The following is a 20,166-nucleotide window of genomic DNA, read 5'->3' on the forward strand; positions in this document are numbered from 1 at the left end:
ATTATTAATCTAAAAATCTAAAAAAATCCAAAAGTAAAAATCAAACTAATCAGTATAATCAGCGTAATCAGCGAGAAAGACAAAATCCGCGTCACACTCCTATTTCAGCAGCCACATATCCGCGTTGATGTCATCTGTGGTACCGCCAAACTGGTTTTTCAGGGAGGCGGTCCAGTTGATGGTATTGGAAGAGCGGTCGGAATCAGGATACTTGAAACGTTTGGGGATAATGCCGCTGTTGCCCGTACCGGAGCCTACGCTGAAAGTGGGGATACCGGTTCTTCTCCAGTTGATATAAGCTTCCCAGCCGGAGTTTTCAAAAAAGGCGAGGTATTTCTGGGTCAGGATTTGCGCAAGTCCCTGTGCATTGTTGCCTTTGTATTGCACGTTCGCTTGTTTATAATAGCTATTTTCAAAATCGAATGGTACTTCATAACGTTGACCACCATACGTTTTAATGATGGAGCCGGCAGCTTCGGCCGGAATGCTATAAAAGCTGAGAGAGGCTTTGATTCCTTTTTTATACCAGGCTTCTGCATCTGCCTGAATCCAGCCACGGTTGGCCGCTTCGGCCAGGTTAAAGCATAACTCCGGAAAACCAAGCAATACGCCCGGCTCAGCGGCATAGCTGCTGTAATAGCGGCTGCGGCTTCGAACGGAATATACTGCATTATTTACATCAGACATTTTTGAAGACATGTTATCCAGGCTTTCACCGGAAGCGGCGCCCACATAAGCAGTGATATCAGCTGGTGACTTACCCAGCTTATTCACCTGTTCTGTGGCTGGTTCTGCGGTTATATATGCCCGCGGATCATTGAGCGCTACCAGTGTATTCAGGTAGGTGGCAGACATATTATACCTCGTAGCATCAAAACCCAGGTTATCCGGGTTGGATGGATACTTGTTGATGTTGTTGTAGATAAATTGCAGGTTCTGATCGGCCGATTCCATCAGCGGATATTTAGCAGGATTGCTAACAATATCTTTAAACTGCTGGGCTACTTTCAGATCAGCATCGGCTGTTTTCTTACTTAAAGTGATGAGCACCCGTAAACGGAAAGTGTTTACAGCGCGCTGCCATTTGCCGAGGTCATTGCCATAATAAAAATCACCTTTCAGCAACTGTCCTTCGGCGGTATTGCTTTTATCCGGGTTGGCAATCTGCTGTCCCAGCTGTGTGTTGGCTTCATCGAGCCATTGCAGGATCTGAACAAACACTTTCTTCTGTTCATCATATGCCGGCGTCAGGTTATCTTTCCCCTGTAGGGCATCTTTCATTGGTAAATCCCCTACCAGGTTGGTCATACGATAAAAGAACCAGGCCCGGAAAAACTTACCCAAAGCAGAATATGGATTCACTGCCTGTCCGCCTAAACGGGTAGCTTCCACTTCCATTTTCTGCACGTTGGTCATGCTGTAATAACTGTTGAGGTCTGCACCACCCCAGTCGTAACGCTGATCGCCGTAATAGTTGTAATTACAGCAATCGAACTGGTTCCAGCGCATCACATTGCTCCATGGTTTATCTGTATTCATATCTGCCAGTACACCGCCCAATACCAGGCTGGGAGGCGTTTGTGCAGGCTTGTTGCTGTTGATGGCATAGTCATCGTACTTCTTGTTACAGCTGCTGAGTACAGCACCTGTTAAAGCAAGGAAGGTTAATATTTTGAAAGATTTCATACAATACATTGTTTTAAAGTGACAGATCAGAAGCTGAGATTGATATTAAAGCCATATCTCTTCGTAGTAGGTGTTTGCAGGGTAGAAGCACCCTGGTCCGCACCCGGATACTGATCGAGATCCACATCTTTGTTCTTTGCAAAATAGAGCAGGTTCCTGCCTACAAAAGATATATTGGCTGATCTGATAAAAGTGCCTCTCAGTATGGTTTGCGGCAGTGCATAACCGATGGTTACCTCACGGAGTTTTGCAAATGTTTTGCTGATCAGGTTAGCTTCGTTGGTTCTGTAGTATACGCTGATATAATCCTGCAGGAATGTTTTGGTGGTATTGCCTTCATACTTCAGCTTATCGTAGTTGGTAACATTACCGTTGTTATCATACTGGATAGGTACGTTGTTGCTCACCACTACGCCCTGGCCCAGGTAAGATTTTACACCTTTATAATCCTGGTAGCGAGCCTCTCCCATTGCGCCTTCTGTGGTAAGGATATTACGTCCGCCACGGAAAGTTTGCTGCTGGATATAATCGATCATGTTTCCACCTACGCGGCCATCGAACTGGAAGCTGAGGCTGATGCCCTTATAACTGAAACTATTGTTGATACCCCAAACCCAATCGGCGCTGGCGTTACCGAGGAACTGCTGTGTTGGATTCACCACCGGGCGGCCATCCGAACCGTTAATGATTTGTCCGTCGGCTGCTCTCACGAAAGTGGTACCGTAGATTTTATCTACCCGGTCGCCCACGCCTACAAAGGCGTTCAGCTTATCTTCCCCGTCGTAGATCTTAGTATACTTTTCCTGAAAGGTAGACCAGTTGGCGGTTACGTTCCAGTTAAGACCATTCGGGTTTCTGAGCGGACTGCCATTCAGTGATACCTCGTAGCCTGTTTTACGGGTGTTTACGCCATTGATACGGTTCTTTGCATAGCCGGTTGCACTTGGAATAATTACATCGTAGATCTGCGGGCCATTCTCACTGGTGAAATAGGTACCGTCTATGCCTATACGATTTTTCAGGAAACGGATATCCACGCCTGTTTCCACCACCTTGCTGGCAAATGGTTTCAGGTCGGGATTAGCGATCGTTTGTGAAATATAGGCGCCTGCCTGGTTCTGGTAAACCGGGGCCACATTATAGAAAGAAGTATTGTAGATAGGGCCGTCATAAGACGACTGGTATTCAGAACCATATCCGAGCGGGTAGGTAGCCAGCGGTGTAGCGCCGATGGTGGCCTGCGTAAAGCCGCCTTTTACGTTAGCATAGGAGCCGCGCAGCTTCAGGAAGGAAACCACTTCCGGCAGCTGGATATAATCCGACAATACGGTGCTGACTGCAACAGATGGATAAGAGTATACGTTATTTTGTATGGGCAGGTTAGAGGCTTTATCGATACGGTCTGTGAGGGAGATGGTAGCATATTTCCCCAGGTCTATATCTATATAACCATAAGCGCTCAATACCAGCATAGGTGCGTAGTAGTTGGTAGCAAACAATGGATCGCGGCTGTTGGCAAATCCGTACCATCCCGGCGCATTGAGGTAACCGGTAGACACGTAGCTGGAGTTATACCTGTAAGAACGTGCATTACCGCCTACAGAAGCGTGGATGCCTATTTTATGGGGAAAGGCATTGGTGTAAGACAACAGTACATCGGTGTTGTTTTCAAACATGCTGCGTTTGTCTTCCCGGTAATCGCCTTTTCCTTCTTCACGACCATAAGGGTGTGCGGAGAAAGGCACTTTTTCATTCCTCATCAGGTCGTAGGTAGTGATTTGTGTGCGGGCGAGCAGTTCCAGCTTATCGCTGAACTTATAGTTCAGTTTTGCATACCCGTTTACGTCTGTTTTATAGTGGCCGCGTAACCATTCGTAGGTCATGAACCAGGGGTTATGATAACGTTGATATTCCGCGTAAATAGATTGGATACCTTCTTTGCCTGGCTGCCAGTAGTTGCGCATATCGTCCATGCTCCAGTCGGCGCCCGCCCATATCAGGGTGTTATAGATGATACTGTTGGGGCCATAGGTTACATCCGGGAAATTGTTGGAATACTGGCGGTTATAGTTCATGTAGGCATCCAGTCGTAACCGGGGGTTGAAGTTATAACCTGCGGAGATATTGAAATTGGTAATGTTCAATGAGGTGTTGGGAACAATTCCTTTCTGATAGGAATGCGACAGGGAGAAGCGCAGATCGGCTTTTTCTGTGTGGGAAGATACCGCGATGTTGTTGGTGCTCAGCATACCTGTTTGCAGGAAGCGTTGCAGGTTGTTTTTACCGCGGGCAATCCATGGTGTGCCGGTACGTTTACCTGTTGCCGGGTCTACCGGGCTATCGTACTGAGGGATGAGCTGCCCTTCGAATTTAGGGCCCCACACGTCGTAGTCGCCATCGTTGGTTCCACCACCTTTACCATCTACAAAAGCATATTTACCATGATCGCCGGGACCGTATTCATCCTGTACTTTTGGGATGGCATTGAATCCTTTTTCGAACATGGTACTGGAGTTAAAATCAATAGAAAGGCCGCGCTTATCTTTTGTTCCTTTTTTGGTGGTGATCATGATGGCGCCATTGAGGCCACGGGAGCCATATAATGCGGAAGCAGTTACCCCTTTCAGTACGGTATAGCTTTCAATATCATCGGGAGAAATATTCCAGGTATCAGAATTAATGGGTACGCCATCTACTACATACAAACCTATATTATTACCGCGGAGCAATACCAGCGGGGCCGACAGCAATTCAGCAGAAGCGCCTACGGTGAGACCGGCTACCTTACCAGCCAAACCATTTACCGGGTTGGGTTCTCTGGCTTTGATCAGGTCCGCTCCTTTTACTTCCTGTACAGCATAACCTACCCGTTTTACTTCTTTTCGTATACCCAGGGCCGTTACCACCACTTCGTCGAGGGCCTTTTTATCCGGCTGAAGGATGATAGTTACATCTGAAGCGCCTTTCAGTGCGTACTGTTCAGGGAGGAAGCCAATAAAGCTGACCTGGAGTACATCGGTGCTGGTGGCGGAGATAGTGAAGCTGCCGGAGGCGTCGGTAACAGCGCCGCGGTTGGCGCCTTTTACTTTAACTGTAGCTCCTATTACCGGCTGGCGGTCGTCGCCTGCAATAACTTTTCCTGTAACTGCCTGCTGGGCATGTACAGATAGGGTGATAAACAGCAGCAATAACATGGCGCATAGCTGCCTTTTGAGCGCCCGATGTAGATTTGATTGCATGTAAATGTAGGTTTGGATAATTTTATTTTACATGCAAAGCTCAAAATCCTATGTGACCGGAATGTTAACCTATACTAAATTTAATGTTAAGTATTTGTAATCCTTATTTGTCGTTGTCGAGGAAGAAATATACGACCAGGATCTGTGCATTGTCCTGGCCTATGTTGCGGGGTTTGTGTCCGAGGCGGCCGTCGAAGAAGAGGGAGTCGCCTTCTTCCAGCACGTATTTTTCGTTATCGATGAGGTATTCAACGGTGCCTTTGATAATATATTTATACTCATAGGCATCAGTTTTTACTGTCTGTGAGCGGTGGGCGCCTTTTTTCAGTTCCAGCAGCACGATATCTACCGGGAAATTCTTTACATTTTTGGTGAGCACCCTTTTATAAACAAATCCTTTGGCGGGTTCTTTTTCAAACTCCTGGTAGGCGGCTTTTTGTTTGATGATGACTTTTGCGCTTTGGGTTTGCTGATCGATTTCGTTGAAGAACTCGTTCATATCCAGCCGGAGGGCCTTGATAATATTAATGAGTACCAGCAGGGAGGGTACTGTTCTGTTATTCTCTATCTGGGATATCAGCCCTTTACTCACCTCGGCCCTGTCGGCCAGCTCCTGGATGGTAATTCCTTTTGCCTTTCTCTTTTCTTTGATCTTATTACTGATCTGAATGATGATATCCTCTGTCATACTAAACGTAATTAAAACAAATATAAGCAGAAAGCGGCCAGGATAAAAACGTTCATCAATCTCCCTATATTTACACAAAATAGCATTCATGTTCAGCATCGACCAAATTCTGGCCATTACCTTTACGTTATTTGCAGTGATTGATATTGTTGGCTCTATCCCGGTACTGGTGTCCCTGAAGGAAAAGCTCGGACATATAGATGCCGGCAAAGCCACGCTGGCATCGGGTTTCCTGATGATTCTATTCCTGCTGGTAGGGGAACCTTTCCTTAAACTTTTGAGCGTAGACGTACACTCCTTTGCTGTAGCGGGTTCTATCGTAATATTTGTAATCGGGCTGGAAATGATCCTGGGGCTGGAGTTTTTTAAAACAGACCCTGATGCCAAAGCCGGCAGCGTGGTACCTATAGCCTTTCCGCTGATCGCCGGATCCGGTACCCTGACCACGATTATGTCGCTCAAGGCCAACTTCGGACAATATAATATCCTGGCAGGCATCTGCCTCAACCTGGTGATCATATACCTCGTGCTCCGTAGCCTGAACTATATAGAACGCTTGCTGGGCAAGGCCGGGCTGATGGTCCTCCGTAAATTTTTCGGGGTGATCCTGCTGGCTATTGCCGTAAAAATCTTTAAAAGTAATATCAATCTTTAATGCAATTTGGGATTCTACATTAGAAAATGTAGATTTGCGCGAGTTTTATGGCCTCGTAGTACAATGGATAGTATAAGAGTTTCCGAAGCTCCAGATTCAAGTTCGATTCTTGACGAGGCTACCACATCAACGCCCAATTGCAGTATAACTGGAATTGGGCGTTTTTCATTTGATCCCAGCAGCTTTTTGAAGTTTGCAATATCTGAATCATTTATTAACTTCGGACGACACCGGTCACCTGAAAAATTAAAGTACCGGATTTAACGATTAACCCATCCCTGATTTAATCTATGAAAACATTATCATCGCTGTTATTGCTAACAGGTATCGTGTCTATAGGTCACGCGCAAACCTATATTAACAATCAGACTACGCTGCAGCCTTCGTCAAATTTTTACATTTCCGGAACAGCGCAATCTAACACCTTGAAAACAACGGCGGGTACAAGTGCCACAGGAACGGCCCACTTCCATATGTTCACCGGCGACGGCAATACGCCTGCTAATCTCAGATGGACCCAAGCCTTTATTGGGGCTGAGGGGGCTTCTGATGCGGGGGCCGACTTCAGAATATTCCGGTATTCAAACACCGGTGCTTTCCTGGGAACCGGATTGGCTATAGAAAGGGCAACCGGAAATGTAACCATCCCTGGTTTTCTCGCCACCAACATTATTAATACGAATAATAGTGCCGGGGCGTTAAGCATTTTCGCCGGCGCGGCCAGCGTTAACAGCCTTCGCGGCGCAGAAATAGATCTTCGTGGTGGCGGATACAGCACCACTCCCGGTGAAATGTCATTCCATACAGGGATAGGCGGTGGTGGTACATCACAGCCGGAGAGAATGCGTATTAATGCCAATGGATTAGTTACGATGGGATACGGCTTGTTGTTGAATAATGCAACTTCCAATAATATAAGCTTCAATGCAGTGGGCTTGGCCGGACCCTCTTTTACCACGAGGAGCATTGGCAGTAAAGTTATTTTGTGGAATTCCCCATTGAATGCTACTACTTCCGGCTGGGACATCGGGATGGAAAATAGTCATATGTGGTTTGGCATCCCTGCAGCTTTAAACACCCAGGGCTTTAAATTTTATGGAGGTATTACGCAGATTGGCAGAATTGATGGCATGGGAGCAACCGATTGGGAAGGACAAGGCAGGTTTAAAGGTTGGTATACCGCCAACGGAACCGGCCCTGCTGCAGAAATAGGGATGTCTGGCGGACGGGCATCCTTCATTGGATTTGACCGGACACCCGGAGCCACGAAATATCTACCCGTGCTGCTTGTTGGAGGTACCACAGCAAATAATCAAAAAACGCTCATTATTACCGATGTTGGCGTTGGCATCGGAACATATACTCCACAGTCGGAGCTTTCCGTTAAAGGCACCATTACCGCCCAGCGGGTAAAAGTAACCCAGGCTGGTTGGGCAGATTATGTATTCCATCAAAGTTATCAGCTTCCTTCTTTAGCGGAAGTAGAACGCTATGTGCGCTCTAACCAGCACCTGGAAGGCATTCCTTCTGCAGCCGAAGTAGAAAAAGAAGGTATAGATGTAGGAGAGATGAATAAGAAGTTACTGGCGAAAGTAGAGGAATTAACGTTGTACCTGATAGAACAGAATAAGAAGATCACGGCGTTGGAAGAATGGAAGAAGCAGCAGGAAAAACTCCCTGTTCATCCATAATTACCAGGACATACTATTAATCTGTAAGCTACCGGCAACTTCCAGGATTGCCGGTAGTTTATTTTTATAACCCTTCCATAACGGAAAGTCTTACCTCTCTATGCCCGGTGCTGAAAATCGAGACTTGCCACTGCATTCGTGAAGCATTGCATATAATAAAAAACATATTCAACAAAGCGATTTTTACAGCAGGAAAGCGTTTATTTGTATGTTAATGTTTAGCTTTGCAAGCGATTTTCAGGGGATTTTTAGAAGTAAATGTATATCCTGAATTTCATTAAGCCGCGGAAATCCATAAAGCGCTAATTGGGCGCTGAATGCCGGTTAAAATCATTCATCCTGATAATAATTATCCATGAATAATTATAAAATACCTGTTTACCGACCTTCTTTAGGAGAACTGGAAAAGAAAAATGTGCTCGAGTGTTTGGACTCTACCTGGATTTCATCAAAAGGAAAATTCATCACCGAATTTGAAAAGGGGTTTGCTGACTATTTAGGTATGGATCATGCAGCAGCTGTTTGTAACGGCACCGTTGCGCTGCACCTGGCATTGGTAGCATTGGGTATTGGCAGCGGAGATGAAGTGATAGTACCTACTTTAACCTACATCGCATCTGTAAACGCCATCGCCTATACCGGCGCCACACCCGTTTTCGTTGATTCAGTAGCGGAAACCTGGCAGATCAGCCCGGCAGACGTGAAGAAAAAGATCACCAGCAAAACCAAAGCAGTGATTGCGGTTCATTTGTACGGACATCCCTGTGAAATGGATACACTGGCTGCTATATGTAAAGCGCATGACCTTTTTCTCATAGAAGACTGCGCAGAAGCCATTGGCAGTAAATACAAAAACAAGTATGCCGGCACCTTTGGCGATATTTCTACCTTCAGTTTCTTCGGTAATAAAACAATCACGACAGGCGAAGGTGGCATGGTAGTAACAAACGACCAGACCCTTTACGACCGCATGGTGCATTTCAAAGGGCAAGGGCTGGCTAAGCACCGGGAGTATTGGCACGATGTGATCGGCTATAATTACCGCATGACAAACATCTGTGCGGCTATCGGAGTGGCACAGCTATCAAGGGTGGAAGAAATCATCACCCGAAAAAGAGAAATTGCAAAAGCATACCAAAATGTCTTTAACGGCAGCAGTGTTACTTTTCATGCCGAAGCTGAAAATGCTTTTCATTCCTATTGGATGTGCTCCATCCTGGTAAAAAATGCCGATGAACGGGACGAATTGCGGGACGTCCTTAAAAAGGCCGGCGTTGAAACAAGACCACTCTTTTATCCCGCCCACACCATGCCGATGTACTCCGGTAAATATGAACGACATATCATAGCCGAAGACTTAGGCTGGAGAGGTATCAATCTTCCAAGCTTCCCTGAACTGACTTTTGAAGAGATCACCTACATCTCTAATCTCATTCTTGACTATTATAAAAACAGGGAAACCGTTTGAGGTTATGCAGAAAAGGAAAATAGGCATACATGCTGCAGGCTTTATCGGATGGGGAGGTGGAATTGATTTTCTCAGGATGATCATTCGAAGTATTCTTGCTACAAAGAAATATGAGGTAGTCATATTACTACCTGATCATTTAAGCTTCAGGGATAGAGTAAGAAGAAGTTTGTCACATTTCAGTTTAACCGCAAATAAAAAAAATAATGCCCCCAGGCAATTCAGCGATCACCGGAATTTATTTAAGGAGTTTAGCCAGGAAGCGAAAAGTGTTACCTATAAGAAAAGCTTAAAGAAAGCCGTAAAGCAACACCGTATTGACCTGCTCATTCCCTGCATAGAGGCTGTAAACCCGGATATTGATATTCCCTGGGTGGGCTACATCTACGATTTCCAGCATGAATATCTTACACAGTTTTTCACCCCTGAAGAAATTAAACACCGGCAAGTACAATTTGGCAACACTGTACACACCGCCAAAAATGTAATTGTAAACTCATACGCAGTAAAAAAAGATATTGAAAAGTTTTATCCGGACAGTACTGCCAAAGTCACCAATCTTCCTTTTACGCCTTTGTTCAACAGGCAATTACTTAGCAGTGATTTTACGGAGATAAAGCAACGGTATGCCTTACCTGATAAGTATTTCATCATCTCCAACCAGTTCTGGATACACAAATCACATATTACAGCTTTCCGTGCCCTGCACATTTTACATTCCATATCGAATGACCGGATTGCTATTGTCTGCACAGGTGATACCGGTGATTCCAGGCGCGCTGATTATTTTGACTCGCTGAAAAAAGAAATCCGGGATTTAGGAATTGAAGACAACGTATTTTTCCTGGGGTACATTTCAAAGCCCGATCAGATCCAGCTGTTATTGCATTCAGTAGCGCTGATACAGCCCACTCTTTTCGAAGGTGGACCCGGTGGCGGAGCTACCTATGACGCTATTGCCTTTTCAAAGCCAGCCATCATCTCTGATATAGATATTAATAAAGAAATCAATGATCCGCTGGTAACTTTTTTCCAGGTAAATAATCATGCTGACCTCGCAGATAAAATGAAAACGGTGCTTGAACAACATAAAAGCAGCCATTGGAAATTAGACGTTAATAAACTGGAAGAAGAAACAGCACAAAGGATAAGCATATTGGGAGATGTTCTTTCAGCACTTATTGATTCGATCTGATGACCTTTATTTTATCTATAGAGGAAGATATCAGTCCTCCTCTATAGATAATGGCGCTATTATCCATTTATTTCACTCAGCTCCAGCCAACGCATTCCCTTCTCATCCAGTAATTGAATAATTTCACCAATCCGGTGGGTCAGGGGTTCCATCTTATCAAAGGGCAATTCTCCACTTGACAAAGAGGCTTCAATTCTTTTCTTTTCTGTTTCCAGTTGCTCCATCTCTTTCTCCAGCAGCTCCAGTTCCCGTCTCTCCTTAAAAGACATCTTGCGGCCTTTGTTCTCTACAACAGGAGTCACTGTTACCATGGGTTCTGGTACCGCTTCTTTTTTAGGTACAATGGTCTTTTTCTTGTCTTCTTCCTTCTGCCATTCACGGTACTGAGTATAGTTGCCAGGATAATCGCGGATTTCGCCATCTCCTTCAAAAACAAACAAGTGCTCCACCAGTTTATCCATAAAATACCGGTCGTGGCTCACAATGATTACACAACCCTGAAATTCCTGTAAGAAACTTTCCAGGATGCTAAGGGTTGGTAAATCGAGATCATTGGTAGGTTCATCCAATACCAGGAAGTTTGGATTGCGGAATAAGATCGATAACAGGTGCAACCTTCTTTTCTCACCACCGCTCAGTTTTGAGATGTAGGTGTATTGCTTTTCCGCCGGGAACAGAAATAGCTCCAGGAATTGTGCGGCGCTTACTTTAGTGCCATCTGCTAATGGGAAGTTCTCGGCAATATTCTTTACGAACTCTATCACCCGCATATCTTCTTTTACCACCAGACCCGTTTGGGAATAATTACCAAACACAATGGTTTCCCCGATATTGATCTTCCCGGAATCGGGCTGTTCTGTACCCAACAACATATTCAGGAAGGTAGATTTACCAACTCCGTTTTTACCAACAATGCCTACCCGTTCTCCTTTTTTGAAGGTATAATCCATCCCTTTCAGGATCTTCAGATCTCCAAAAGATTTATAGACTTTCTTTAGCTCCAGGATTTTTCCGCCCAGGCGGGTCATCTTCACATTTAGTTCCAGTTGCTGGTCAGCTACTTTGGTGCTGGCTTTTTCCTTTACCTCATAAAAAGCATCCTGGCGGGATTTGGATTTGGTGGTACGGGCTTTAGGCTGTTTACGCATCCATTCCAGTTCCTTACGGTAAAGGTTACGGGCTTTGTCCACACTTGATTTTTCGCTTTCTTCCCTGGCAGCCTTCTTTTCGAGATAATTTTCATAATCTCCTTTGTAGATAAAAAGCTGTTCCTGGTCCAGTTCCATGACTTCGTTACAAACGCTATCCAGGAAGTACCGGTCGTGCGTAACAAGCAGCAGCGTTACCTTTTCCTGATCCAGGTAATTCTCCAGCCACTCAATCATAGATACGTCCAGGTGGTTGGTGGGCTCATCCATGATAAGCAATACGTGTTTATGCTCGAAGCCAATCTCGATCAACACCTTAGCCAGTGCTACCCTTTTTTGCTGGCCGCCTGAAAGGGAGCCGACTGGTTGATCCAGGTTATGGATATTAAGTTTTCCTAATATCTGTTTCACTTTGGTATCGAAATGCCAGGCGTTCAACTCGTCCATTTTAGCAATGGAGTCGGTCAACTTATCCAGATCAGGCTCGTGTCCTTCCTCTGTAAGCAGTTCATACTCTTTGATAGCGTTTAGTACCGGGTTATTATGATTGAAGATGTTTTCGATTACGGTTTTGGAGAGATCAAAGTCGGATTGTTGCTCCAACATTACAACGGTTACGTCTTTATGAATCCAGACTTTCCCACTGTCGGGCACATCCTTTCCGCATAAAATGCGGAGCAAGGTGGATTTTCCTGTTCCGTTAAGCGCCACCAGCGCTATTTTATCTCCTTCTTCGATATGAAAAGAAATATCCCTGAATAATGGTTTGGTTCCAAAAGATTTGGTAAGCCCTTCTACTGTAACGTAATGCATGGTGCGAAGTTATAAATTATCGGCAACACTGGAAGGGAACAGGGATTATGTATTTGATATTATGATTTTTTTCGTATATTCATTACAGGATAATCAGGGTTTCCTGTACCTGACATTTTTTTCGACAAATTGTTATTTCGGCCTTTGTCCATTATTATCCTCCCCTCTTTGCGATGAAAAATAAAAAAAGCCCTTGCGCTGGTGCGGAAGGGCTTGTGTCTGTATATAATTTCATCAGAAGTCGTAATAAAGTTGTCTGAAGCTACTGCGTAGGCCAAACTGAAATATCAGCTCTTTGTTGTCGTACAGGCTATTTTTTTCTCTTCGACCTGTTACAGACAGTTCCAAACGCAAGTTATATTTTGGATTGAGCAAAAAGGCTACTGAGCCCTGAACATACGTTAAATTAGTTTTCAAGCCCTGACCAATATGGTTTCCGTAATCTTCGTTACGTGTATTATAAGACTTAAAAATATCTTTCCCATAATTTATACCCGCAGTATCCAGGCCATATTTTGCCACCATTAATTCGCCTTTAAAGAACCATCTACGGTATTGATAGTCTGCGATATTAACCCACTCGATGAAATTAGCGCCCATTGGGTGTGCCAGTGGTTGATTATAATGTCCGTAGTTGTTTAACGTAGACCGCTGTGAGTAAGTATATGGTCGTGCTGCATTTACTTCAGTCAGAACATTCAGCCTGGGCACCTTAAAGATATTGTTTGAACGGAACCCTATTTGTCCTCCAAATTTATTTGCCCACCAGCCTTTTCCACTGGTCATTTCACTGAATTTAAATTCATCAAGCAAAAACTGCCCATATATGGTAGAATTAACCGAAGGTGCATATTTTACATTCAGCCCCATGAGTGCATTATCCGGAGAGCCTACTGAGAATTCCACCGGGCGCAGAAAAACAATAGGATTGAGATAACTCATATCAAACCCTCTTTTTCCTGTTGAATCGGAGTCCTGCCAAATAACAGCCTCGAAAAAGCCAATCGTAACTTTCTTTGATACATTCCAGTCGAGGTAGTTAAACACCCCCCACTTTTTCCGATAGCCATTGTCGTATGAGGCCCTCGGATATTTCATATCAATAAACTGTGCCCACATTGTGGTATACTGTACTCTTCCTACATTAGCTATTACCTTAAGGAAGGGATAGTTAAACGAATTATCAGAAAGGAGCATGGACCTGTATCCGTCGCCTATGAAATTTTTGTCATATCCCAATTGGAAATCGAGAAATTTCCCCGCCTTATAACTGAGTAAGGCAGATGAATACGCAAAGTCAAAAGCTTTCCCATTGCTATAGTCTTTCCATTGCCCCTGCCCCGGAACAATCATCGTTTGACGACCGTAGCGATCAATGTACTCTGGAAACTTGCCCTGGTTCTCGTAAAACTCTGTACGAAATGTAAAGTTTTTCCCCAAACGTCCTCCGGCAATCACACCTCGTGTATTCAACCACGTAGTGCCATTATCAGAACTATTCCCAATAAGCAGATCAGGTAAAAAACTGGCATAAAAATCATAGTCTGCCGTACTATACTGGAGCAGGTGTTCGTTGAAGAGCTTACGGTGAAACCAGCTTCTCTTCTTGGTGGAATCTTCCTGGGGGAGTTGAAACTCTGGTTGTATCATGTAGTCCCGTTGGGAAGAATGATAGCTGAAACTATTGGTATCAGCGGTGGCTTTATAAAAGCCTAAGGAAAACTGTCTGCCGGCACTCTGCGCAAATGATCCAAAACTAATAGCGAGACAACTTAAAGTGAAAAGGGCTTTAACAATCTTTGTATGTAACATGTATTAATGTGTGCTTGCAAGACGCAAATATATGCTTTTAAGCACATTAGTATCACTACTATAAATGAGAATTAAGTTAGCAGCCACCTTTCTGAAAAGCAAAGACAGCCGGAAGCGCTAATGGACCCGGCTGTCTTTGTTCATAAATCCGATACAGGAAAACTACCTTGAAAACATGTTTTGGTCTTTTAGTAACCCATTTATGGCATTGGTAGTGATTTGCGGTATCCGTGGCAGTGTAAAGGAATACATGGTACACCAGTCGGTGGTCGGTATATTGATAACCGTTCCGGATGCGGGCGTTTTTTTAAACACAATAGCCGTAGGCACCGTTTTTATTGTTCTGAAAGCAAAATCATATCCCAATAATTCTACTTTTTCAAATTTGAGCAGTTTAGTATTAAGAATCGGTGTGCCATCCGCCTCGAAACCAGTCAGAGGGGCGCCATCATACTCTCTGCTGGGACATCTGATAATATCCCCCTTTTTAAGACCCAAACCGGCAAAAAGAGGGGAATTGGGACTGGTTACCTTAAATCCTTCCCAACCATCATTCTTAGCAATAGTGCCATAGCCACCTCCGTCAAAATCGCATCCAATACTTGCGATAATAGGATATTTTAATTTTGATTCTTTCCAGTAAATTGTCTTCAGACTATCGGCAATAGGGGGTTCACCCAATCCTTTATAACAAACAAGCTGATGTTGCAGGCTGTCCACTCTAACCTGCCACCACATTACATTACCGGAAAGTACCAACGCATGCTTCCCTTCGGCTACAAACCTGTCAAAGTTCCGTCTGGCTGGCCTTGACCAGTATTCACTGTGCCCAATAATGATCAGGATTTTGCCTTTTATGTTATCGAAGTTTTCCAGATCCTGGTCGCAGATAACCGTGTATTTATAGTTTTGCGTTAACATCCATTTAAGGAAGCCGGGGCCACCATATTCGGAAAAACGGATAGGTCGAAGAAAGGAAACTTTCTTTGCTACAGGAAGCGTGTAAAGACTTCTCCTGCCGGATTCCGAGTAGGCGTTCTCGGTGTTGGATGGGTATACTACTGTAAAGTCCGCAGCATCTTTTGATTTAATTACAAAGGGAATTTTCTTACCAACCAGGTAGACGCCCGTCTTCGCGTTGGCTGGAATCCTGAAGCGAATGGGATGTTCATATTGGAAACCATCTTCTGATGGGAGTTCTCCCTTAGGACTTTGGTGATATGACTGCTCAACTTTTACAACAAAACTCACGTCACCAGCCATGTCATATACGTTAACTGATTTCTTTTTATGTACACTATCTGTGGATATAAAGAGCGCAGCGCTATCTCCGGGGAAATAAGACATCTTATCGGGATAACCATTTAGTATAGCACCGTCACTAATAACTGAATCTGCGCCGGGTTGTATTGGTGGCGCTACTGATTCGTTGTTGGAAGACTTTTTACAGGAATAAATAACAGCAGTAACAGTAAGTAGAGCCAGCACGGCTACCTGCTTAATTTTCAGATGATACATGAAGCAACAATTGCTTGGGTTAGGAAATTTGATTACTAATAGCTAAACTTAAAATCGGACATCAAAGGATATCAATTATACAGATTTACTTTTCTGAATACAGCCTGTTCACTATCCAGGGGAGGCAACGCGACTGGTAACTTATGGGCTGCAGTGGTATCTGTTAATTTCTTTAGAAAAGAGATTATACTTTGTTTTTCTTCCTCTGTAAGATTTAACTTTTCCGGAGGGAGCGTCTGATTTACTAACGCAATACCCTGTCCAATCCCTCCACCATCATTATAAAAATCCAGTACTTCTTTCAAAGTATAATAGATTCCGTTATGCATGTATGGTGCAGTAAGCGCAATATTTCTAAGTGTTGGTGTACGGAAGGCATATAGGTATGGGGCCGCCGGGTAAAGGTTGTAGCGTCCCCGGTCTTCGTCAACCTCTCTTGATCCCGGAAACCGGGGAACACCTATGACTTCCACCTCTGCCTTGGCAAAATCAGGAGGAAGCGAGCCATTAAATAAAGGTGCAAAATGGCATGTGCCACATTTAGCTTTCCCCATAAAGAGATTAAAACCATGTATTTCCTCAGGGTTTAACTGCGAATGATCACCGCGCATATATTTGTCAAATGGCGAATTAAAGCTGGTCAGGGATCTAATATAAGTGGCAATTACATTTTGCAGATGATATGGCGTAAGTGCCTCTGCCGACCGGGGAAAAGCTTTCTTAAAAAGTGCGGTATATGCCTTACTTCCACGTATTACATCCATTGTTTTTGCAATAGAACCGTGCATTTCGTTGGGGTTGGACAACACGTCGGAGATCTGGTCCTCCAGGTAAGTTACCCGTGCATCATAGAATAGTGCCGGTTGTATACCTGCATTCAACAAGGTAATGGTGTTTCTGTTTATGAAAACCTGGCCACTGATAGCCGGGCTTTTTGCAAAGCCATCTGTAAATGCTTTCCCCGGCTGATGGCAGGTGGCGCATGAACGTTTGCCATTTCCGGAAAGAGCCGGGTCAAAAAACAGATAGCGCCCAAGCGCCTCTTTTTCTTCACCGGGATATTCTTCTTCATCACTGATATAAAAATCAAAAGAGAAAGCATTCTTATCAAAGAGACTCCCTGCTGAGGTACTCACAAGTTCTTTTGAACCGCTTATCACTATCCCTGCCTGCTTTAACACACCTACAAGCATTGTCCCCAGAGGGTTTGCATACGTCGTAAAAAAATGCAGCCGATCGAATGAATCAAAATCCTGGTTATGCTGTAAATAAGCAATGCCACTGTCTACAAGATTATTCATCTTCTTACACGCCGCAGGATCAGATTTACCTAACTCGTCGTTGTAAATAGCAATAATATCATGGAATGACGACCAAACCGAAGCAACTTCCTGTATAGCATTTCCGCTCAACGGAGTGTCATATCCAGCAAGTCCAAGTACAGAAGACCGGAATAATTCCTTTCTAAGTGCCTTAAAAACTATAGTGTCTGTGAGTTGCTTTTTTTCAGAAATATAAATAGCTTGTCGTAAGCTTATAATAAGTTCTTTTGTCAGCCCCGACAATTCAGTGCTATCCTTACTGTTATATTCAGGGTACAATAATGCTTCTATCACCTGAAAACCCTCAGGGGGCTGAATGGTATTGGCATTATCTTCTTCTTCCACTTCAGGAACTGGAGCGCCATTAATTACTTTGGCCAATTCAGGATTTAAGTACGCTGTTAGAAACTCCACCTTTTTATAGTGCAGCCTGGCTTGTCTGAATAGTTCCCGGATCTGAGGAAGGGAAGCCTTATTTCTGACTGCTCTATCCAATTCCTTTACTTTTGCATCTGTACCCTTAAGGTGTTCGAGGTAATAATATTGTACCTCTTCAGTTTTTACAATGGTGCCGGTACCGCAGTTACACGCCTGCAAAAAAGAAAACAGCAACAGGCAGCTTACTTTTAGGGATAAATTCATAAATATTGGATTCCTGAAATAACAATACAACCCTCAGGATAAAGGATATATTAAACCAGACCCCGCTTTTTTCACGGCATAGCGTCTCAGCTAAAATTTAAAACGCCCTGGGAAAGGAAAAGTTACAGGTATAGGTAACATATTTTAGCGGGAAGGAAGATGGTGGTCATAAACTGTTGTCAAAATTTAACAGGGAATACTTTTTAAGCAAAAAAAATCCCGTTAAAGCCGCCGGTCAGGACCAGCCGGTTTCTAATAATTGTCTGTAAACATTCTTTATACCTGTTTCCAGCTCTATATTTGCCTTCCAGCCATAAGAATGAAGTTTACTTACATCCATCAATTTACGTGGAGTGCCGTCAGGTTTGGTATGGTCAAATTTCAGTTGACCTTCGTAGCCAACAATCCCGCAAATCAGCTTTGCCAGATCTACAATACTGATATCTTCTCCAACACCAATATTAACCAATCCTTTTTCATCATAGTTCTCCATAAGGTAGAAACAAGCATCCGCCATATCATCCGCGTGAAGAAACTCCCGTCTCGGTGTTCCGGTTCCCCATATAACTACTTCCGGTACGCTCTTAACGTGTGCTTCATGAATTTTTCGAAGCAGCGCAGGTAAAACATGTGAATTATTCAAATCGTAATTATCATTGGGGCCGTATAGGTTGGTCGGCATTACCGAGATAAAATTGCATCCATATTGCGCCCTGTATGCGTCACACATCTCAATGCCTGCAATCTTGGCTATGGCATAAGGCTCGTTGGTTGGTTCCAACGGACCGGTTAGCAAATATTCTTCCTTTAATGGCTGCGGTGCCATTTTTGGGTAAATACAGGAAGATCCCAGGAACATCAGCTTCTTTACCCCTGCCTTAAAAGAATGATGGATCACGTTGTTCTGGATCATCAGATTTTCATAAATAAAATCTCCCCGGTAGGTGTTATTAGCTACGATACCACCGACCTTTGCTGCTGCAAGAAATACGTATTCGGGCTTCTCGTTTTCAAAAAATGTGGCTACAGCCTGCTGATTACGAAGATCCAATTCAGAAGACGTTCGTGTAATAAAATGGTGAAATCCGGCAGCTGCCAATCTTCTCATGATTGCTGAGCCTACCATACCACGATGTCCTGCAACATATATTTTACTATCCTTTTGCATCTTCTTACTCAAACTGGTTTAATACTTTATAACCCGAATCTTTTAATAATTTCTCACGTTTGAACAGCTCAACATCCGCTTCCACCATTTCTTTTACCAGTGCAGCCAGGTTATATTTGGGCTCCCAATTAAGCTGTCTTTTCGCTTTTGCCGGATCTCCTATTAACAGCTCCACTTCTGTGGGTCTGAAATAGCGCTCGTCAATGGCAATAACTTCCTGGCCAGGTTTAAGCAGTGAACCGGATGAGTTAACATGTTTCACTATTCCCTTCTCATCAACACCTGCACCTTTAAATTCCACTTCTATCCCTACTTCTAAAAAGGCCATTTTAATAAAATCACGCACTGTATTAGTAACTCCTGTAGCTATCACAAAATCTTCCGGTCTGTCTTGCTGAAGGATTAAGTACATCGCTTCCACATAATCCTTAGCGTGTCCCCAATCTCTTTTAGCATCCAGATTTCCCATATACAACTTCTCCTGCATACCGAGAGATATTTTGGCAACGCCTCTGGTTATTTTCCTGGTCACAAAAGTTTCCCCTCTCAAAGGGCTTTCATGATTAAACAATATACCGTTACAGGCAAACATATCATAAGCCTCGCGGTAATTGACAGTAATCCAATATGCATACATTTTAGCTACGGCGTAGGGAGAACGGGGATAGAAGGGTGTTCTCTCAGATTGCGGTACTTCCTGAACCAGCCCGTATAATTCTGAGGTGGATGCCTGGTATACCCTTGTCTTTTTAGTAAGGCCGAGCAAACGAACAGCCTCAAGTACCCGCAGTGTACCAATCCCATCTGCATCTGCCGTATATTCGGGTGATTCAAAACTAACCTGTACATGGCTCATGGCGCCGAGGTTGTAAATTTCATCAGGTTGTACTTCCTGGATGATACGGATAAGATTGGTGGAATCGGTAAGATCCCCATAATGCAGTTTAAGCCTGACCCCTCTTTCATGTGGGTCCTGATAGATATGGTCGATCCTGTCTGTATTAAAAAGGGAACTCCTTCTTTTAATACCATGAACCTCATATCCCTTATCCAAAAGTAACTGTGCCAGGTAGGCTCCATCCTGGCCAGTAATTCCAGTTATAATAGCTTTTTTCATTATT

The 20,166-nt window shown here is 44.0% G+C and carries 13 protein-coding genes and 1 tRNA gene; 5 read left to right on the forward strand and 9 right to left on the reverse strand.

The genetic code is table 11. The annotated features are described in order from the left end of the window. Positions 1-99: 99 nt before the first annotated feature. The 3 genes from QFZ51_RS01425 to QFZ51_RS01435 form a co-directional block, all read right to left on the reverse strand. Complete coding sequence (locus QFZ51_RS01425; protein WP_429042456.1) at positions 100-1,686, reverse strand: SusD/RagB family nutrient-binding outer membrane lipoprotein; 1,587 nt, start codon at positions 1,684-1,686, stop codon at positions 100-102. A 26-nt stretch (positions 1,687-1,712) separates the two neighbouring features. Beyond that, positions 1,713-4,925, reverse strand: a complete 3,213-nt coding sequence (locus QFZ51_RS01430) for a SusC/RagA family TonB-linked outer membrane protein (protein ID WP_429042458.1) — start codon at positions 4,923-4,925, stop codon at positions 1,713-1,715. Between the two features lie 103 nt (positions 4,926-5,028). Next, the gene (locus tag QFZ51_RS01435) at positions 5,029-5,613 is read right to left on the reverse strand and encodes a helix-turn-helix domain-containing protein (protein ID WP_429042459.1); all 585 of its coding nucleotides are present in this window, start codon (positions 5,611-5,613) and stop codon (positions 5,029-5,031) included. An 88-nt stretch (positions 5,614-5,701) separates the two neighbouring features. Between QFZ51_RS01435 and QFZ51_RS01440 the strand changes: the two genes are divergently transcribed. The 5 genes from QFZ51_RS01440 to QFZ51_RS01460 all read left to right on the forward strand — a co-directional run bounded on the left by QFZ51_RS01440 (position 5,702) and on the right by QFZ51_RS01460 (position 10,622). Beyond that, the gene (locus QFZ51_RS01440; protein ID WP_111579865.1) at positions 5,702-6,268 is read left to right on the forward strand and encodes a MarC family protein; all 567 of its coding nucleotides are present in this window, start codon (positions 5,702-5,704) and stop codon (positions 6,266-6,268) included. 49 nt (positions 6,269-6,317) lie between these two features. Next, a tRNA-Arg gene (locus QFZ51_RS01445) sits at positions 6,318-6,392 on the forward strand. 166 nt (positions 6,393-6,558) lie between these two features. Then, positions 6,559-7,959 carry a hypothetical protein gene (locus tag QFZ51_RS01450; protein ID WP_429042461.1) on the forward strand — a complete coding sequence of 467 codons (1,401 nt, stop codon included), beginning with the start codon at positions 6,559-6,561 and terminating at the stop codon, positions 7,957-7,959. A gap of 355 nt (positions 7,960-8,314) precedes the next feature. Then, positions 8,315-9,427, forward strand: a complete 1,113-nt coding sequence (locus QFZ51_RS01455) for a DegT/DnrJ/EryC1/StrS family aminotransferase (RefSeq protein ID WP_429042464.1) — start codon at positions 8,315-8,317, stop codon at positions 9,425-9,427. Positions 9,428-9,431: 4 nt separating this feature from the next. After that, entirely contained in the window at positions 9,432-10,622 is a 1,191-nt protein-coding gene (locus QFZ51_RS01460) for a glycosyltransferase (RefSeq protein WP_429042466.1), read from the forward strand. Between the two features lie 59 nt (positions 10,623-10,681). On the opposite strand, the gene QFZ51_RS01465 is transcribed toward QFZ51_RS01460, so the two are convergent. From QFZ51_RS01465 to gmd, 6 genes are all read right to left on the reverse strand, one after another. Then, positions 10,682-12,583: an ABC-F family ATP-binding cassette domain-containing protein gene (locus QFZ51_RS01465; RefSeq protein ID WP_429042468.1), complete on the reverse strand. Its 1,902-nt coding sequence runs from the start codon at positions 12,581-12,583 to the stop codon at positions 10,682-10,684. Positions 12,584-12,817: 234 nt separating this feature from the next. Next, the gene (locus tag QFZ51_RS01470; RefSeq protein ID WP_370908539.1) at positions 12,818-14,395 is read right to left on the reverse strand and encodes a hypothetical protein; all 1,578 of its coding nucleotides are present in this window, start codon (positions 14,393-14,395) and stop codon (positions 12,818-12,820) included. A gap of 162 nt (positions 14,396-14,557) precedes the next feature. After that, complete coding sequence (locus tag QFZ51_RS01475; RefSeq protein ID WP_370908540.1) at positions 14,558-15,913, reverse strand: N,N-dimethylformamidase beta subunit family domain-containing protein; 1,356 nt, start codon at positions 15,911-15,913, stop codon at positions 14,558-14,560. Positions 15,914-15,984: 71 nt separating this feature from the next. After that, positions 15,985-17,877 (reverse strand): cytochrome-c peroxidase, encoded by a 1,893-nt coding sequence (locus tag QFZ51_RS01480; RefSeq protein ID WP_429042471.1) that lies wholly within the window; start codon positions 17,875-17,877, stop codon positions 15,985-15,987. Between the two features lie 235 nt (positions 17,878-18,112). Continuing rightward, positions 18,113-19,057 (reverse strand): GDP-L-fucose synthase, encoded by a 945-nt coding sequence (gene fcl, locus QFZ51_RS01485; protein WP_429042474.1) that lies wholly within the window; start codon positions 19,055-19,057, stop codon positions 18,113-18,115. Beyond that, a complete protein-coding gene (gene gmd, locus QFZ51_RS01490) occupies positions 19,050-20,162 on the reverse strand; it encodes a GDP-mannose 4,6-dehydratase (RefSeq protein ID WP_429042476.1) in 1,113 nt (370 codons plus the stop codon). Before gmd ends, fcl begins: the two co-directional genes overlap by 8 nt. Positions 20,163-20,166: the final 4 nt, after the last annotated feature.

Source organism: Chitinophaga sp. W3I9 (assembly GCF_050434025.1).
In the GTDB taxonomy this organism is placed as follows: domain Bacteria; phylum Bacteroidota; class Bacteroidia; order Chitinophagales; family Chitinophagaceae; genus Chitinophaga.